Below are 17705 nucleotides of genomic sequence, written 5' to 3'. Positions count from 1 at the left end.
TAATCTCTTCTACTGATATCATCCTTCTCATAGTCACTCCTTTTTATCCCGCACTCAGTACCTCTCTTCGTTTGAAATTAAGCATGAGCCATGGCCTTCTCCAAATCTATACTGAGACCTTTGGCAATGGCGATCCCCAGATTTAGGTCAGCCCTGAACCAGTGGCACAGCTGCCGGTTGACGATCTCCTCCCGGCGGGGGCCGGAGATACCACTCATAGCGTCTACGATATTCGCTACCGTATTCGCTTTTTCAGTTGGAGACATGAGCCTGAACAGATTCCCTGGCTGAGTATAATGATCATTTTCACCTTCCGCGTTTCGGTCAAACCAACCCGCGACAGACGACCCGAGTTCCATCGCCGGTTCTGTGTAATTTCGCGCAGCTTCTATATGGTCAAAGCTGTTCGGAAAGTAATTGACCGCAGCGCCTCCGTTCCCGTCAATCCGCATGGCCCCGTCGCGCTGATAGTTGCTTACCATGAACGGGCAGCGGTTTACCGGTATCTGCTCGTAGTTCGCACCTAGTCTGTAACGCTGAGCATCAGTATAGGCGAGGATCCGGCCCTGCAGCATTCTGTCGGGGGAATAGCTGATGCCGTCGGGGACATGCGCCGGAGCAAACGCTGCCTGCTCTACATGAGCAAAATAATTATCCGGGTTTTCATTTAGTTCCAGGACGCCAACATCAATAAGGGGGAAGTCGCCCTGCGGCCAAACCTTCGTTACATCGAACGGATTCCAGCGAAAGTCGTTCGCTTCTTCCTGGGTCATAACCTGAATCTTCAGCGCCCAGCGTGGAAAGTCGCCCCGTTCAATCGCTTCCACAAGATCCCTCTGAGCCCAGTCAGGGTCCTGCCCCCTCTTCTCCTGCGCCTCTGCAGAAGTGAAGTTCTTAATGCCCTGCAGCGTTTTGAAATGAAATTTAACCCATACTCTTTCATCCCGGTTATTAATGAACGAAAAGGTGTGACTGCCAAAACCATGCATATGACGGTAACTATAAGGAGTCCCCCTGTCTGACATCAGAATAAGCACCTGATGCAAGCTTTCAGGATTCAGCGACCAGAAATCCCACATCATAGTAGCACTCTTGCAATTAGTAAAAGGATCGCGCTTTTGAGTATGTATAAAGTCTGGGAACTTCTTCGGATCCTTCACAAAAAAGACAGGCGTATTGTTGCCGACCAGGTCCCAGTTGCCATCCTCAGTATAAAACTTAACGGCAAAGCCTCTCGGATCCCTCTCAGTATCGGCAGAGCCCCTCTCTCCTCCTACAGTTGAGAAGCGCAGAAACACAGGGGTCTGCTTCCCTACGGTGTTAAACACCTTCGCTCTCGTATATTTCGACACGTCATGCGTTACGGTAAATGTGCCGTACGCTCCCGACCCTTTGGCATGTACTACCCGCTCCGGAATCCTCTCTCTGTTAAAATGCGCCAACTTCTCATGCAGAATGAAATCCTGCAATAAAATGGGTCCTCTTTGTCCTACTGTCATCGAATCTTCGTGAGCAGAATAAGGAATGCCGGAGGCAGAAGTAAGTCTTTTCTTTGATTCCATCGTATTAAATGTGACTGTTTAAATATCTCTGCTGTAAACATCGGAAGAAAAACAACATAACTAAAATCGATAATACCTATCTTTGAATAGACGAATACTATGACACTTGTACAACTTGAATACATTGTAGCAGTAGACACCTACCGGAGTTTTGTAACTGCTGCTGAAAAATGCTTTGTTACCCAACCGACCCTTAGTATGCAGATTCAGAAGCTGGAAGAGACCCTGGGAGTGAAGCTGTTTGACAGAAGTAAACAGCCCGTTATTCCTACGGAGATCGGGCAGCAGGTGATCGAACAGGCACGGGTGGTCCTGGCTGAGTCAGCAAGACTCCAGGAGATCATCAGTTCTCACAAAAAAGAATTGTCGGGAGAATTGAAAGTCGGCGTTATTCCTACAGTGGCTCCCTACCTCTTGCCCAAGATCATTACAAAATTTACTGCCAGGTACGAAAAGGTTCAGTTACACATCTGGGAATACACTACTGAGCAGATCATCCAGCAATTAAAACTGGGACTGCTCGACTGTGGCATTCTGTCTACCCCCTTGACGACAAGAGCCTGACTGAATCCCCGTTGTTTTATGAGGACTTCGTGGTGTACGCATCCCCGTCGAACAGCCTGCTCAAGAAAGAGAAAGTGAGGACACAGGACATTAACACAGCGGATGTATGGCTGCTAAACGAAGGACATTGCATGAGAAATCAGGTCCTGAATATCTGCGCCCATAAGGCTTCGAACAAGACGAGACTATTTGAGTACAACACGGGAAGTGTAGAGACACTTAAACGGATGGTCGATCTGAATACGGGAATCACGATCCTCCCCGAGCTAAGCCTTGCCGACTTTAATGCGGAACAATTGGAACGGGTAAGAGTATTCTCAGGCCCGGTGCCAGCCAGGGAAATAAGTATCGTTACTCACCGGAACTTTTTAAAGAGAGGGATTATCTCAGCGCTGGAAAAAGAAATTCTTGAGGCAGTACCTGATAAAATGAAAAGAAAGACCAGGAAAGAAGTGATGGAGGTATTTGTATAAGAGGTTGCCCCATTGATGAGACAACCTCATAAAGAAGAGCCGAAGCTTATTTTTTGAACCGTTCTGCTACAGCATCCCAGTTTACGACATTCCAGAAAGCGGCAATGTAGTCGGCGCGCTTATTCTGATATTTCAGGTAATAAGCGTGTTCCCAAACGTCCATTCCCAGCAAAGGAGTCCCCTTAACATCGGCAACATCCATGAGGGGATTATCCTGGTTGGGTGTAGAAGAAACCTGTAATTTGCCGCTCGCGTCTTTGGAGAGCCAGGCCCATCCTGAACCGAATCGGGTAGCACCGGCATCACTGAACTTCTTTTTAAATTCTTCAAAAGAACCAAACGCCTCATTGATCGCTTCTGCCAGCTCGCCAGTAGGTTCGCCCCCACCATTTGCAGACAGGATACTCCAGAACAGGCTGTGATTGTAGTGTCCTCCGCCGTTGTTTCTTACTGCAGGAGCGTAGCTCGATACGTTTGCAAGGATCTCTTCGAGGGACTTGTTCTCAGCATCGGTACCGGCAAGAGCTTTGTTCAGGTTGTCAACGTAAGCCTGATGGTGCTTACCATGATGAATTTCCATGGTTGCTTTATCAATGTGAGGTTCAAGTGCGTCTGATGCGTATGGTAACGCAGGAAGTTCGAAAGCCATAATTTTATTTACTATTTAAGGTTAAACATTAAGCCGATACAAAGATAACCCCTCACATTTTTTTTGTTCAGCACTATGTCAAGTTTTACTTCTTTTCCTCAGAAAAAAATCTTTTATCAGAGAAGCACATTCATTTTCCAAAACGCCACTAACTATTTCAGTTCTCGGATGGATGACCTGCTGAGTGAAGCGGCTGTACCCTCGTTTCAGATCGTGAGCACCAAAGACGATGCGGCCGATCTGCGTCCAGTAAGAAGCCCCTGCGCACATAACACAAGGTTCAATAGTGACGTAGAGCGTGCAGTCTTTCAGGTACTTCCCCCAAGAAAGCTGGCCGCAGCAGTAAAAGCCTGCATTTCAGCGTGAGCAGTTACATCATTCAGGCGCTCCGTCAGATTATGTCCTCTTCCGACTATCTGGCCCTTACATACCACGACCGCCCCGATAGGCACCTCATCATCAGCCAATGCCAGCTTTGCCTCCTTTAAAGCCTCTTTCATGTAAAATTCGTCGGGCACAATCGTCGACTCATCCGTAAAGGAATAATAACGCATATCTCTTATTTTTAATCCCTGCCTTTTATTATATGTGATGACACGCCTGAATGCCAGATTCCCTTACCGATCTTGCTGAACAGGCCTCTTGCAACTGCAGTCTTCTCAAAAATAACAAAAGAACCTCTAAAAATTGCAGAAGGGAGCCCCCTGCACCTAATACTTTTCCTTATGAACTCTGCAGGCGGAAGCCTATTTTTGCGGGATGGCAGAGGTTCGATTAAAAAAAGGTAAAGAAAAAGCAGTCAGACAGCTTCATCCCTGGATTTTTTCAGGAGCTATTGAGGCGATCAAAGGCAAACCGGCCGACGGAGAACTGGTGACGGTAACAGACCATTCAGGAACCTTTCTTGCCAGGGGATTTTTCAACTCACAGTCGAGGGTTGCAGTAAGAGTGCTCGAATGGCAACAGGAGGTTGAAATAAATGAAGCATGGTGGAGAGCGAAGGTCAGGAAATCGATTGAATCGAGAAGAAGCATTCTTCAGTCTGAAGAGACTAACACCTGCCGGCTTATTTTCAGTGAAGCGGACTATCTGCCCGGGCTCATTGCCGACAAGTACGCGGATTACATTTCTGTTCAGGTCCTGACTTCGGGGATTGAAAATGTAAAGGACGTATTGCTCGATGAGCTGGTCAAACAATTAAACCCGAAGGGTATATTCGACCGCAGCGACGCATCGGCACGTTCCCACGAAGGCCTCGATGCCTCCTTTGGCACACTCTACGGTAATCAGCCGCCTGAGTTTGTGGAAGTGCAGGAAAATGGCATAAAATATCTGATCAATATAGCAGAAGGGCAGAAGTCCGGGTTCTTCTGCGACCAGCGGGACAATCGTCGTATCGTTGCGGAACATGCAGCAGGGAAACGCGTATTAGATTGTTTTTCTTACTCCGGAGGCTTTACGTTAAACAGCCTAAAAGCCGGGGCGAAAGAGGTGGTTAGTGTTGACAGCTCTCCCCTCGCAATTGAAACGCTAAACAGAAATATAGAACTTAATGCGTTCAGCGCACTTTCACACCGCGCGGTGCAATCAGATGTTAACAAGCAGCTAAGAGAACTACGGGAACACAACGAAAAGTTCGACATCATAATCCTCGATCCGCCCAAATATGCACCTTCCCGCTCGGCGTTGGATAAAGCATCTCGGGCATACAAAGACCTGAACCGAATTGGGATGTCTCTTCTTAACCCCGGAGGGTTGCTTGCTACCTTTTCTTGTTCCGGAGCTGTAGATATCGCACACTTTAAGCAGATCCTGGCCTGGGCTGCTCTGGATGCCGGCAAAGACATTCAGTTTATCTACCAGTTCTGCCAGCCGGAAGACCATCCCGTAAGAGCTTCTTTCCCTGAAGGGGAATACCTAAAAGGACTCCTCTGCAGGATTCTATAGGTTACCGGAGCCCCTCTTCTCTTCCCCCGGAAAATTCCGGAGGTTCACCGGCTTGCCTGCTTTTGATTTCATCTTTAGGTTGAGCATCTCAACAAGAACAGAAAATGCCATCGCGAAATAGATATAGCCCTTGGGAATATGTTGCTCAAAGCCTTCTGCCAGGAGCGACACTCCTATCAAGAGAAGGAATGATAAAGCAAGCATTTTAACGGTTGGGTGGTCGTTTACAAATTTGCTGATCGAACCGGAGGACAACATCATGACGATAACCGCGATGACGACAGCTGCAATCATCACTAGTACCTCGTCGGCCATACCCACTGCTGTAATTACGGAGTCGAGCGAGAATACAATGTCTAAAAGAAGGATCTGAACAATGATTCCTGAAAAGGACTTCACAGCCTTCGTTTCCTCCTGATGCTCATGGCCCTCCAGCTTCTCATGGATCTCGCTGGTACTTTTGTAGATAAGGAACAGTCCCCCGACAATCAGGATCAGATCCCTTCCTGATATTGCCATTTTTTCTAGCCATTCTTCGTTTGTTACTCCAATCCAGTCGCCAGCATTAAAAAGCGGCGCGGTAAGCTTCATGATCCAGCTCAAAGAGAGCAGCAGGAGTACCCGGGTGATCATGGCGAGTCCAAGCCCTAAGGTACGCGCTCTCTTCTGCTGATCCTGAGGCAGCTTGCCCGAAAGAATTGATATAAAAATTATGTTATCGATACCAAGAACAATCTCCAGCACGGTGAGAGTAATGAGGGATATCCAGATTTCAGGGTTAGATAGAAATTCCATAAGTAAAATAGTTTTCAAAATATACGTCGTCCGTTATAAATAAAAAAACCTTCCGTTGGGCGGAAGGTTTGTTAATCATTAATTTAAAAAGAACGTATACTTAGGAAAGCTAAGTCAAAAAGAGACTGAACGGCATGGTTGATCCAAAAACCCCACTTATCTCTTTCCCCAAAGCCTTGCCTTTATAATTTTTCAGCCTTTTCGGCTGTCATTTACTACATCTATAAGACGCGGCTTTGAAATAAACGTTACAACAATTAGTAACTTCTCTGCAAAAATAGGTATTTCCCCGGATCTGAATGTTAAATTATGTTAAGGTAATTATTAACAGCTTGGACTGCATTCTGTAATCTTTCGTTCGTGGAGCCTGAGATAACAGTATACCGCGCATGCAAGGCGGCAAGCTCGTTATGCCAGATCTCCATAAAATAGCCCCGCAGATGTGGAAAATCTCTTAACGGGTCATCTTCCCAGGGAAGATCGATGTCCATGAGAAGATAAAGGTCGTACGTATGCTGTGGGAGCATTTCCAGCACCTCCTCAGGCGTCTTGCCGAACATATAGTCGCTCCAGATCTTCACGGTAAGAAACGTCGTATCACAAATGAGAAGTTTGTTAGCCTGCGTAGCCAGGCTCTCCTCTAACTGCAGCTGCCCGCGAAACATATTGATTTCGTCCTGCCAGCTGCAGGGCTCGGTGAGCCGGCTGCAATATTCGCGCGCGTATTCGGGAACCCATACTGTGTTGTAGTGCTCGGCGAGCAGCTGCGATATTGTGGATTTTCCAGTTGATTCCGGGCCGACCACCGCTATCTTCACTATTTTTTCTCCAATCTCCATGTTCTTTTCCAGTCAATAAAACCAAGTGTTGCAAGCCCCAGGAACAAAAGATACAATACGGCAGTCATTGCCAGATTTTTATAGAGGTATAATGGTACGTAACATGCATCTACCAGGATCCACAAAAGCCAGTTCTGCAGCACTTTCCGTGTCATTAAGTACTGGGCCACAAAACTAACCGCTGTGCAGGTGCCATCGATGTAGGGAACATCACTGGGGGTAAAATGATCCAGGAAAAGCCCCAACAGAACAGACAGAACAACAACTGAAGCTACTACTGCCGCGTAGCCCTTATAATCAAGGGAAACGACAGGCTTCTGATGCTCCTCCTTCCTCTTCAGCCAGTAATACCACCCGTACACAGCTGTTCCAAGGAAATATAACTGCAGTACCGCGTCGCCGTATAGCTTAAAGTCGTAAAACAGTACCGCGTAGGCGCCTACACTAATGATAGACACCGGCCAGTTAAGGATGTGCTGACGGGCGGCCAGGTATACGCACAGGAAACCCGTGATAGTACCAAGCCACTCAAGCGGCGGGGTGTGAACGAGCTGGTTCCAAAACAATTGCCAAAAGTGTACCGCATCGGGGATCACGGTGCAAAAGTATGAAAAGACTGAGGGCTTTCAAGAAAAACATTCATGGCCAGCATTATTAAGATATCACCTGGCCAAGGCGCCCGGCTTTTTTAGTCCTGGTGCACTGCACGACCTGCCCGCATTAAAATTAAAATAATCTATTACAAAACCGCCTAATTTATTACCTTTGCATCCCGACAATACAGTCGGGATTTTTGCCTGAAACATAGCCAATCTCACTGGTTGTTAAGTCGTTTGACTAGTATTCACTTTTTGACTTTAACAATTCAATGCCAAAAGATTCTTCAATTAAATCAGTCCTGATCATTGGTTCAGGACCCATTATTATCGGACAAGCCTGCGAGTTTGACTACTCAGGATCACAGGCAGCTTTATCATTAAAAGATGAAGGAATTGAAGTGTCAATTATCAATTCCAATCCGGCAACGATTATGACGGATAAGGTAATTGCTGATCATGTCTACCTTCGTCCTTTAACGTGCGAGAGCATTGAAACGATTTTGCAGGAACAAAAGATCGATGCCGTTCTTCCAACAATGGGCGGCCAAACGGCTTTAAACCTTTGTAAGGAGGCAGAAGAGAGAGGGATCTGGGCAAAATACGGAGTAAAAGTGATCGGTGTAGATGTAGCAGCGATTGAAAAGACCGAGAACCGCGAAGAGTTCCGGCAGCTGATGATCGATATCGGCATTGGGGTAGCAAGATCTAAGATTGCGAATTCTTTCCTTGAAGGCAAGGAAGCAGCGCAGGAGATAGGCTTCCCCCTTGTCATCCGGCCATCTTATACTCTTGGGGGAACCGGCGGAGGTTTCGTGCATAAAAAGGAAGAGTTTGACGCTGCTTTAAGCCGCGGGCTCCAGGCATCTCCGACTCACGAGGTATTGGTAGAACAGGCAGTGCTCGGATGGAAAGAGTTTGAGCTTGAGCTGCTCCGCGACAATAAAGATAATGTCATCATCATCTGCTCTATCGAGAACTTTGACCCGATGGGCATTCATACGGGCGACTCAATCACGGTTGCTCCGGCGATGACTTTGAGCGACCGCTGCTATCAGGATATGCGTAACCAGGCCATCAGGATGATGAGGGCTATTGGAAACTTCGCCGGAGGCTGTAATGTTCAGTTCTCTGTTAACCCTGCAGACGAATCAATTATCGCCATCGAAATCAACCCCCGCGTATCCCGCTCTTCAGCGCTTGCCTCTAAGGCTACCGGTTATCCGATCGCAAAAATTGCAGCCAAGCTGGCTATCGGCTACAACCTGGATGAAATTGAAAACCAGATCACCAAAACTACCTCAGCATATTTTGAGCCGACGCTCGACTATGTCATCGTGAAAGTTCCCCGCTGGAACTTCGACAAGTTCAAGGGAGCGAATAAAGAACTGGGACTGCAGATGAAGTCTGTAGGCGAGGTAATGGGTATCGGACGTACCTTTATTGAAGCCCTTCAGAAAGCGGCTCAAAGTCTCGAGATCGGCCGTGCTGGTCTTGGTGCTGACGGACGTCAGAACAGGAATCTGGAAGAGATCATGAAGGGCCTGGAGCACCCAAGCTGGAACAGGCTGTTCCTGATTAAGGACGCAATGAGCTTAGGGGTACCGATGGAATCGATCCGCAAGGTTACACTCATCGACAAATGGTTCCTCGTTCAGATCCAGGAACTTGTCACGCTTGAGCAGGAGCTAAAGAGATACTCGCTCAACAACATCCCGAAAGACTTCTTCGTCACCCTCAAGCAGAAAGGATTTTCAGATGTGCAGATCGCCTGGCTGCTTGGAAACGTAACAGAAGACGACGTTTATAACAGACGAAAAGAGCTTGGCATTAAACGTGTTTACAAAATGGTAGACACCTGTGCTGCCGAGTTCCCGGCACAAACGCCATATTATTACTCCACTTTCGAGTTCGAAAACGAGTCGGTAGTGAGCGACAAGAAGAAGATCATCGTGCTGGGCTCCGGTCCGAACCGTATCGGGCAGGGGATAGAGTTTGACTACTCCTGTGTGCACGGCTTGCTGGCGGCTAAAGAATGCGGCTACGAGTCTATCATGATCAATTGCAACCCGGAAACCGTGTCGACCGACTTCAATATGGCCGACAAGCTCTACTTCGAGCCTGTCTTCTGGGAGCATGTGCGCGAGATTATAGATCATGAAAAGCCTGAAGGGGTAATTGTACAGCTGGGCGGCCAGACTGCTCTTAAGATGGCTGAGAAGCTCCACGAGCACGGCATAAAGATCATTGGTACTTCTTTCAATGATATGGACATTGCTGAGGACAGAGGACGCTTTTCTGACCTTTTAAAGGATCTTGGCATTCCTTATCCGAAATACGGTGTGGCAGAAAGTGCAGAGGAAGCTATAGAAGTTGCCCATCAGGTGGGATATCCCGTGCTGGTAAGACCAAGCTATGTTCTTGGCGGACAGGGGATGAGCATTGTAATCAATGACGACGATCTCGAAAAGGCAGTAGTAAAACTGCTTGGTGACCTTCCGGGCAACCGCGTACTGATCGACCACTTCCTTGACCGGGCTGAAGAAGCCGAGTCTGATTCAATATGCGACGGAGAAGATGTACATATCGTCGGTATGATGGAGCACATTGAACCCGCAGGCATCCATTCAGGCGACTCGAGCGCTGTGTTGCCTCCGTTCAACCTCTCCGAGAACGTCATCAGACAGATGGAAGAGTACACTGAAAAGCTGGCCAAAGCGCTCAATGTAAGGGGACTTTTGAATATTCAGTTTGCTATAAAAGATCAAAAGGTATACGTAATAGAAGCTAATCCAAGAGCTTCAAGGACGGTTCCTTTCATTGCCAAGGCGTACGACGTTCCTTATATCAACATTGCTGCGAAGGTAATGCTTGGTGCCAGCAAGTTGAAAGATTTCCAGATAGTAAGGAAACTGGAAGGCTACGCGATTAAAGAGCCCGTATTTTCCTTCGATAAGTTCCCCGATGTCGACAAACAGCTCGGCCCTGAAATGAAGTCAACGGGAGAAGCGATTCGCTTTATCCGCAATCTCGAAGACCCTTACTTCGTAAAATTGTACAAAGAAAAATCAATGTACCTGAGCAAATAGGCTGTTAGCAGTTGGCAATTAGCAGTTAATTCATAATATTATATTAACTCCCGGACGAGATCAGCATCTTTCCGGGAGTTATTTGTTTTTATAGAGCTTGCTCTGACCTTATCCAAACAAAGCGGCGAACACCTCTTCTATCTTTGAAACGCTTTTTATTTCTATTTGATAACGACTGGTATCGAGCCCCTTTTTATTATACTTCGATATATATATCTGTTCAAATCCAAGTTTCTCCGCTTCGGCTATACGATGTTCTATCCTGTTGACGGCCCGGATCTCCCCTGACAATCCCACTTCGGCAGCAAAACATACGGAAGATGGAACCGGGATATCTTCATGAGAGGAAATTACAGCAGCTACAATGCCCAGATCTACGGCCGGATCCTCCACCCGAAGGCCTCCGGCAATATTTAAGAACACGTCCTTCGCGCTCAAGCGAAAGCCGCACCTCTTCTCAAGCACCGCTAGCAGCATGTTCATCCTTCTGGTATCAAAGCCAGTGGCCGAGCGCTGAGGAGTGCCATAAGCAGAATGGCTTACCAGTGCCTGAGTTTCAATCAGCATCGGACGCACTCCCTCCAGCATCGCTGAAATAGTTATCCCGCTTAGCTGTTCATCTCTTTGCGAAAGCAGTATCTCAGAGGGATTAGAAACTTCCCGAAGACCATTTCCGAGCATCTCATAAATGCCAAGCTCGGAAGCCGAGCCAAACCTGTTCTTTACTGCCCGGAGGATCCGGTAAAAATGGTGTCTGTCTCCCTCAAACTGAAGTACCGTATCAACCATATGCTCCAGGATCTTAGGCCCTGCAATGGCACCGTCCTTGGTAATATGCCCGATCAGAAATACAGGCGTTGATGTTTCCTTAGCAAAGCGCAGGAGCTCGGCAGTACATTCTCGGACCTGTGACACACTGCCCGGAGTAGAATCTATATGAGCAGAGTAAAGCGTCTGGATAGAGTCCACTACCACAAGCTGGGGCTCGAGCTGCTCAATCTGCTTAAAGATGTTCTGTGTGGATGTTTCCGTGAGAATATACACATCCTTTCCGCCGGCCGCTGCTTCCAGCCGCGCCGCCCTCATCTTGATCTGGTGCTCGCTTTCTTCGCCCGAAACATACAAAACCTTCAGCTCGGGCAGATTTAAGGTGAGCTGCAGCATAAGGGTCGACTTACCAATTCCTGGCTCTCCCCCGATCAGCACGAGCGACCCGGGCACAACCCCTCCTCCCAGCACTCTGTTGAGCTCTCCGTCGCCGGTACGGATCCTCTTCTCCTCTGTGTAGGCAATTTCACTGATAGCGGCGGGCTGAGGAAGCCGCCCGGCTTTCTGGCCCGTCTTCCATTCGGCTGCTCCTCCGGGCGCCTTTTGAACAAGCTCTTCCACAAATGTGTTCCACTGATTGCAGGAAGGGCATTTGCCCATCCACTTAGGAGATTCGTAGCCGCAGCTTTGACAGAAATATGCTGTTTTTGACTTTGCCAATTTGAGTGGTTTTTAGATAAAAAAGCCGGCTGCAATTCATTTGCAACGCCACGATGGCCGTTATAAAGATACGTCAAAGGGGGCCAATAAAAAACGGGGCTTCCAGTTATCTAACTGAAAGCCCCGTTCCTTTGACTTCTTACAATTTGATCTCTTCTTCTTTGGAGTTGAGGAAGTGAAACTCGGTTAAGTAATAGGAGGGAACTGCTTTGACGCTTATCCACTTACCGAAATGGAGAAACCAGCGCCACTGCCGAGACAGAAATCCTTTTTTAATGTATGCTTCAATGTACGGGTGAACACAAAGTGTCACTTTCTTTTCATTCTGCTCGTTGAGAATGTAGGTAAGATTGCTCTCGATATCGTCAAGAAGGACAATGCTCGCCTTAATCTCCCCTGTTCCATTACACGCAGGGCACTTTTCATTAGTCACGATGTTCATTTCAGGACGAACCCGCTGACGTGTGATCTGCACAAGACCGAACTTACTCGGAGGCAGGATAGTATGCTTCGCCCTGTCTAACGCCATCTGCTGCTTCAGATAGTCAAACAGCTCCTTACGGTTATTGGGCTTGTGCATGTCGATAAAGTCGACCACCACAATTCCGCCCATATCGCGGAGGCGCAGTTGTCTGGCTATCTCGCGTGCAGCTTCCTTATTAACCTGCAACGCATTCTCCTCCTGGTTCTCAGGATTAGCCGTCCGGTTCCCGCTGTTAACATCGATGACGTGAAGCGCCTCGGTATGCTCCACCACCAGATAGGCTCCCCCGGCCAGGTTCACCGTGCGGCCAAACGCTGCCTTTATTTGTTTTTCAACTCCAAAATGTTCAAATATCGGTTCACGGTGTTTGTAGAGCTTTACGATCTTCTCCAGCTCAGGAGAAATATCCTGAACATACGACCGGATCTCTTCATAAATACCGTTGTCATTTACATGAATATTGGTGAAATCGGGATTTAAAATATCCCGCAAAATGGTAGAAGTTCTTCCCATTTCACCCAAAATCTTTTTGGAAGGTTCCGTGACCGGCAGTCTTTTTGAAAAAGTCTCCCAGCGGGCAATAAGATCAAGCAGATCTTTCTGGAGCTCCGCTACTCCTTTTCCTTCGGATACCGTGCGGATGATCACGCCAAAGTTCTTTGGCTTTATACTTTCAACTATCTTTTTTAAGCGGGTCCTCTCTGTATTGCTCTTAATCTTCTTAGAGATTGATATTGATTCAGAAAAGGGTACCAGAACAACAAATCTTCCAGCGATTGAAAGATCTGAACTTAAGCGTGGACCTTTAGTTGAAATTGGCTCTTTCGCTATCTGAACGGGCAACAGCATATTTCGGCTGAGCACTTCAGATATCTTGCCGGATTTATTAATATCTTCCTCCAGCTTGAAACTATTCAGCAGTTTATCCTTGTAACTGCCATTCTTTACTATCTTGGTCAGCTTTATCAGCGACTGCACCTGTGGTCCCAGGTCAAGATAATGCAAAAAAGCATCCTTTTCGTAGCCTACATCTACAAAAGCCGCATTTAACCCGGGCATTATTTTCTTTATCCGGCCCAGGTAGATGTCACCAACAGCATAATTGTTGTTAACGTGCTCCGCGTGAAGTTCTACGAGTTGCTTGTCTTGCAGTAAAGCAATAGTCACCCCGTTTGGGGTTAAATTGATGATTAATTCCTTTACCAACAGCTACTCATTTAATGGCAGCATAGGCGCTGCCAGCGTACAACACCAGAAATGATTTATAACACAAGAACCCCCAGACGCAAAAGCGTGGAGGTCTTACGTGTAAGCCAATGCAAAAGGTATATAACAAATAGCCCTGTCTGAAAAAGACGGGCTATTGCAGTACCGTTACTATTGACTTTTATTTCTTCTTGTGTCTGTTCTTTCTTAAACGTTTTTTACGCTTGTGAGTGGCCATTTTATGTCTTTTTCTTTTCTTACCGCTTGGCATAATCTTAAATTTTAAATGTTTTTAATATTATTAATTATTTCCTTAATTCTTTTATTTGAAAAGCTTCCGCTTCCTGTAAAGCTATCGTCTGATCAATTTCTCAGGTATTATCTGTATCAGAATCAGCCCCGCTCGCTTATAGCATCACAGCAAAACAGGATGGTTGACATCCCGAAAAACCGTTCTGTTTAGATCACGCCCCAGACTCATCATTTCCCGATACGACTCTTTGGCAGAAGAAGAGTCAGTCCCGGGAGATACTGTTACCCATTGAGAAGCACGTACAACGGCATCTCCCGAGTGCTGTCCTTCTTCTTTAAATGATTCTTTAATCTCAGGAGAAAATAACAGAGTCACTACCACCAGAACCAACCCAATAACTGTTATTTGCTTTCCTTTGACCATCATGTACTGGAATACCTTATGCCTCTGCAGCTGTCTTTGCTTCTTCAGCGGCAGCAGCTAACTTAGTTACGTTTCCGTTCTTTACTTTTTCAACAAAAACCTTTGCGGGTTTGAAGCTTGGAACAAAATGTTCAGGAATAATGATGGCTGTATTTTTAGATATATTGCGTGCTGTCTTTGTTGCTCTTTTCTTTACAACAAAACTCCCAAAACCGCGCACATAAACATTCTCGCCATTAACCATTGAATTTTTTATCACCTTAAAAAACGCCTCTACCGCTTCCTGCACATCTAACTTTTCAATACCAGTTTTGCTGGAGATCTCTGCGATAATTTCTGCCTTAGTCATATCTTATTGGGTTAAACTTTTTCGTAAACTCTTAATTGTTTTGGGGTTGCAAAAGTATTGGTTTAAATCGACAACATAAAATAAATGCAAAAAAAATTACTTTAACTTTCGGTCACACAACTACATACGTTTGAAAAACGGCGATTTTTGCCCATTTTTTTACGACAAGGCAACAGTTGCATACTTACATGACCGGTCGCCCGAGCCGGTAAAAATGACAGGGAAGGAACACCCACGTCTCTTGTTTTCCCTATTCAAGCCATTAACTTTGTGAGAATTGGGGAACAAGAATCTATGCATTTTATTGAAGAAGTGATCGGCTGGTATGAGAAGAACAAGAGAGACCTGCCCTGGAGAAATACCCGCGACCCTTATCATATCTGGCTTTCCGAAATTATCCTTCAGCAAACGCGTGTCGAGCAGGGGATGCCCTACTACTACCGCTTTATCGAAAGATATCCTACCGTTTCAGACTTCGCCGGAGCCCGGGAAGAGGATATTCTAAAGCTTTGGCAGGGCCTGGGCTACTATTCGAGGGGACGCAATATGCATCATACCGCAAATATGGTGATGGAAGATTTTGAAGGCGTATTTCCTTCGAAATATGAACAGCTCATCGGTCTCAGGGGAATCGGCGAATATACAGCTGCCGCTATATCATCTTTTGCAGCAAATGAAGCAAGGGCCGTAGTCGACGGCAATGTGTTCCGCTTGCTATCAAGGTACTTTGGAATTGATGAGGTAATAAACAGTCCGAGAGGAAAGCGGGTATTTACAACACTGGCCAACGAACAGATCGATAAGAGCCGTCCGGGGTTAAGCAATCAGGCGATGATGGAGTTCGGGTCGCTGCAATGCAAGCCCCTGAGTCCCGCATGCCACACATGCCCATTGATTGCGGGATGTTATGCGTATCGGGAAAGAAAGGTGGCAGAGCTCCCGGTAAAAGCAAAAAAGAACCGGGTCAGGGAACGCTATTTCAACTACATTGTAGCCGCTGATGATACGGGTATCTGGATGAACAAGCGCGGACCGAAAGACATTTGGGAAAACCTTCACGACTTTCCTCTTTTTGAAACCTCCAGTCCCGCCAGCCCAGAAGATATTCTAGCTTCTGAAGGGTTTAAAAGGAGTTTCGGCAGTTCCGTTACCATCAGCTCAGTTCATGGCCCTGTTGTCCATATTTTAAGCCACCAGAAAATATACGCGCAATTTATCATAATTAGAAACTTCACTGCAACAACAGTTGACAGAACATCCTGGTTCCCAGTCAAGTTTGAGGACCTTGAAAGCCTGGCACAACCCAAATTAATTTTTGCTTTTCTGCAAATGTTTCCTACCTTGAAAGCTTAATCATTTATACGCTAAATTCATGTCAGGAGTAAATAAAGTCATTTTAGTGGGACATCTGGGCAAGGATCCGGAGGTCAGACAGCTGGAAGGCGGAGTAACTGTTGTCAATTTCCCCTTAGCAACTACTGAAAACTACAGCAGAGATGGTCGAAAGATAGAACAAACCGAGTGGCACAATGTGGTCATGTGGCGAGGTCTTGCAGATATCGCCGCCAGGTACCTGCAAAAGGGCAAACTGGTATACATAGAGGGTAAACTCAGAACCCGCTCCTATGAAGACAAGGAAGGGCATAAGAGGTATGTGACGGAGGTTGTAGCCGACAATTTCAACATGCTGGGCAGGAAAAGCGATAATGAGCCTGCTGCCCAGCCGCAACCCGCCGCCGACACAGCTCCAAGGGTTGAAGAGACTGTTGGTAATTTTAACCAGCAGGGCGACGACGACCTGCCCTTTTAGACCACTTCACAGGACTCACAGGTCTGTGTCAAACTCGTTCAGCAGACCCGTGAGCCCCGTTCCTCGATCCTAAACTCTACTCCCTTCACCTCAGGCGAGCTCAGTTCTTGACGCTCAGATGAATAAAAAATAAAATTCATCTTGTAATACTCAATATTTATTCAATAATTTTGCAATGTTTTTAAAAATTAACACACTGTCCGTCAAAGTTAAGAAATGAACGTATCCGTCTTTATCCATACTGCCGCAGCATCAGCCAAAACCGGCTATGTTTGCACTATGGTACGTGAGAAACTCAACAGTGAAAGATTAATTTTAAGACACCGACGACCATTCATGCCAAGGGTCTGATATCTTTTGGCATTCCCCTCCCTACATTAGCCCTTAAAAGGCTTTCTCTAAACAATTTAACATTTTATTTTCTTACTTAAAGACCAGATAGAGTCTATCCGGACGAACCGGATTATATTACAATAATGGACAAAAACGAATTCTCTGTAGTAGTAGCATCTGAAGCGCATGCCGGGTATGCAGAACAGATATGTGATGAAATGGCAGAATCGGCGAAAGCAAGAGGTACAGGGATTGCCCGCAGGAGCCCGGAGTATGTTGCCAATAAGATGATCGAAGGTAAGGCAGTCATTGCTTTACATAAGGACGGCACCTGGGCAGGCTTCTGCTACATTGAAACCTGGAGCCACGGCCAGTTTGTTGCAAACTCAGGACTAATTGTCAACCCTCAGTTTAGAAAGTGCGGACTTGCAAAGGCAATTAAACACTGCATCTTCGAACTTTCAAGAGAAAAGTATCCGGATGCCAAGATCTTTGGATTAACCACAGGTCTGGCAGTAATGAAAATAAATTCGGAGCTCGGGTACGAGCCTGTTACCTACTCAGAACTGACCCAGGACGAGAACTTCTGGAGAGGATGCCAGAGCTGTGTAAATTATGATATCCTGACGGCTAAGAACAGGAAGAACTGCCTCTGCACCGCCATGCTCTACGACCCTGTTGAAAAAGAGAAAGAAAAAGAAGAAAGGCAGCGCCTTCTTCAGCAGGAAATGAACAAGTCGAGCAGAAAGACCTCCCTCTTCGAGCGCATTGAAGAAAAGCTACGAGGCTCAGCAAAGGTCTTCTTCACATTTGTATTACTCATCCCCAAATTCTTACACTTATAA

The 17705-nt window shown here is 46.5% G+C and carries 14 protein-coding genes and 2 pseudogenes; 6 read left to right on the top strand and 10 right to left on the bottom strand.

Going from position 1 to position 17705, the window contains the following annotated elements:
• Positions 1-77 precede the first annotated feature (77 nt).
• Positions 78-1562: a catalase gene (locus ACES2C_RS07105; protein WP_374166286.1), complete on the bottom strand. Its 1485-nt coding sequence runs from the start codon at positions 1560-1562 to the stop codon at positions 78-80.
• Positions 1563-1661: 99 nt separating this feature from the next.
• On the opposite strand from ACES2C_RS07105, the pseudogene ACES2C_RS07100 reads away from it, so the two are divergent.
• Positions 1662-2599, top strand: a pseudogene (locus ACES2C_RS07100) (LysR substrate-binding domain-containing protein).
• A gap of 46 nt (positions 2600-2645) precedes the next feature.
• Here the strand turns inward: ACES2C_RS07100 and ACES2C_RS07095 are convergent.
• On the bottom strand, positions 2646-3248 hold the full coding sequence (locus ACES2C_RS07095; protein ID WP_374166285.1) for a superoxide dismutase: 603 nt from the start codon (positions 3246-3248) through the stop codon (positions 2646-2648).
• Positions 3249-3326: 78 nt separating this feature from the next.
• Positions 3327-3802, bottom strand: a pseudogene (locus ACES2C_RS07090) (nucleoside deaminase).
• Positions 3803-4007: 205 nt separating this feature from the next.
• Here ACES2C_RS07090 and ACES2C_RS07085 point away from each other — a divergent pair.
• On the top strand, positions 4008-5195 hold the full coding sequence (locus tag ACES2C_RS07085) for a class I SAM-dependent rRNA methyltransferase (protein ID WP_374166284.1): 1188 nt from the start codon (positions 4008-4010) through the stop codon (positions 5193-5195).
• On the opposite strand, the gene ACES2C_RS07080 is transcribed toward ACES2C_RS07085, so the two are convergent.
• From ACES2C_RS07080 to pnuC, 3 genes are all read right to left on the bottom strand, one after another.
• Positions 5190-5990: a TerC family protein gene (locus tag ACES2C_RS07080; RefSeq protein ID WP_374166283.1), complete on the bottom strand. Its 801-nt coding sequence runs from the start codon at positions 5988-5990 to the stop codon at positions 5190-5192. The genes ACES2C_RS07085 and ACES2C_RS07080 overlap by 6 nt on opposite strands.
• 302 nt (positions 5991-6292) lie before the next feature.
• On the bottom strand, positions 6293-6829 hold the full coding sequence (locus ACES2C_RS07075; protein ID WP_374166282.1) for an AAA family ATPase: 537 nt from the start codon (positions 6827-6829) through the stop codon (positions 6293-6295).
• Positions 6808-7425 carry a nicotinamide riboside transporter PnuC gene (gene pnuC / locus ACES2C_RS07070; RefSeq protein WP_374166281.1) on the bottom strand — a complete coding sequence of 206 codons (618 nt, stop codon included), beginning with the start codon at positions 7423-7425 and terminating at the stop codon, positions 6808-6810. Before pnuC ends, ACES2C_RS07075 begins: the two co-directional genes overlap by 22 nt.
• Positions 7426-7697: 272 nt before the next feature.
• On the opposite strand from pnuC, the gene carB reads away from it, so the two are divergent.
• On the top strand, positions 7698-10514 hold the full coding sequence (gene carB / locus ACES2C_RS07065) for a carbamoyl-phosphate synthase large subunit (RefSeq protein WP_374166280.1): 2817 nt from the start codon (positions 7698-7700) through the stop codon (positions 10512-10514).
• 108 nt (positions 10515-10622) lie between these two features.
• Here carB and radA read toward each other — a convergent pair whose 3' ends face one another.
• From radA to ACES2C_RS07045, 4 genes are all read right to left on the bottom strand, one after another.
• Positions 10623-12002 carry a DNA repair protein RadA gene (gene radA, locus ACES2C_RS07060; protein WP_374166279.1) on the bottom strand — a complete coding sequence of 460 codons (1380 nt, stop codon included), beginning with the start codon at positions 12000-12002 and terminating at the stop codon, positions 10623-10625.
• A 139-nt stretch (positions 12003-12141) separates the two neighbouring features.
• Positions 12142-13692, bottom strand: coding sequence for an Rne/Rng family ribonuclease (locus ACES2C_RS07055; RefSeq protein WP_374166278.1), 1551 nt, complete (start codon positions 13690-13692; stop codon positions 12142-12144).
• Between the two features lie 415 nt (positions 13693-14107).
• Positions 14108-14371: a hypothetical protein gene (locus tag ACES2C_RS07050; protein ID WP_374166277.1), complete on the bottom strand. Its 264-nt coding sequence runs from the start codon at positions 14369-14371 to the stop codon at positions 14108-14110.
• A 13-nt stretch (positions 14372-14384) separates the two neighbouring features.
• Entirely contained in the window at positions 14385-14717 is a 333-nt protein-coding gene (locus tag ACES2C_RS07045) for an HU family DNA-binding protein (RefSeq protein WP_374166276.1), read from the bottom strand.
• A 294-nt stretch (positions 14718-15011) separates the two neighbouring features.
• Between ACES2C_RS07045 and mutY the strand changes: the two genes are divergently transcribed.
• From mutY to ACES2C_RS07030, 3 genes are all read left to right on the top strand, one after another.
• Complete coding sequence (gene mutY / locus ACES2C_RS07040) at positions 15012-16070, top strand: A/G-specific adenine glycosylase (RefSeq protein ID WP_374166275.1); 1059 nt, start codon at positions 15012-15014, stop codon at positions 16068-16070.
• 19 nt (positions 16071-16089) lie between these two features.
• Complete coding sequence (locus tag ACES2C_RS07035) at positions 16090-16527, top strand: single-stranded DNA-binding protein (protein WP_374166274.1); 438 nt, start codon at positions 16090-16092, stop codon at positions 16525-16527.
• A 476-nt stretch (positions 16528-17003) separates the two neighbouring features.
• Positions 17004-17705 (top strand): GNAT family N-acetyltransferase, encoded by a 702-nt coding sequence (locus tag ACES2C_RS07030; RefSeq protein WP_374166273.1) that lies wholly within the window; start codon positions 17004-17006, stop codon positions 17703-17705.

It is taken from the genome of Arcticibacter sp. MXS-1, assembly GCF_041902385.1.
Taxonomy (GTDB): domain Bacteria; phylum Bacteroidota; class Bacteroidia; order Sphingobacteriales; family Sphingobacteriaceae; genus Arcticibacter.
This window is presented reverse-complemented; position numbering and strand designations above follow the sequence as displayed.

Bases quoted from the DNA above. Each gene is read 5' to 3' on its own strand.
- mutY (WP_374166275.1), top strand. From the start codon at position 15,012: ATGCATTTTATTGAAGAAGTGATCGGCTGGTATGAGAAGAACAAGAGA.
- carB (WP_374166280.1), top strand. From the start codon at position 7,698: ATGCCAAAAGATTCTTCAATTAAATCAGTCCTGATCATTGGTTCAGGA.
- ACES2C_RS07095 (WP_374166285.1), bottom strand. From the start codon at position 3,248: ATGGCTTTCGAACTTCCTGCGTTACCATACGCATCAGACGCACTTGAA.
- ACES2C_RS07030 (WP_374166273.1), top strand. From the start codon at position 17,004: ATGGACAAAAACGAATTCTCTGTAGTAGTAGCATCTGAAGCGCATGCC.
- ACES2C_RS07035 (WP_374166274.1), top strand. From the start codon at position 16,090: ATGTCAGGAGTAAATAAAGTCATTTTAGTGGGACATCTGGGCAAGGAT.
- ACES2C_RS07045 (WP_374166276.1), bottom strand. From the start codon at position 14,717: ATGACTAAGGCAGAAATTATCGCAGAGATCTCCAGCAAAACTGGTATT.
- ACES2C_RS07075 (WP_374166282.1), bottom strand. From the start codon at position 6,829: ATGGAGATTGGAGAAAAAATAGTGAAGATAGCGGTGGTCGGCCCGGAA.
- ACES2C_RS07105 (WP_374166286.1), bottom strand. From the start codon at position 1,562: ATGGAATCAAAGAAAAGACTTACTTCTGCCTCCGGCATTCCTTATTCT.
- ACES2C_RS07050 (WP_374166277.1), bottom strand. From the start codon at position 14,371: ATGATGGTCAAAGGAAAGCAAATAACAGTTATTGGGTTGGTTCTGGTG.
- ACES2C_RS07080 (WP_374166283.1), bottom strand. From the start codon at position 5,990: ATGGAATTTCTATCTAACCCTGAAATCTGGATATCCCTCATTACTCTC.
- ACES2C_RS07085 (WP_374166284.1), top strand. From the start codon at position 4,008: ATGGCAGAGGTTCGATTAAAAAAAGGTAAAGAAAAAGCAGTCAGACAG.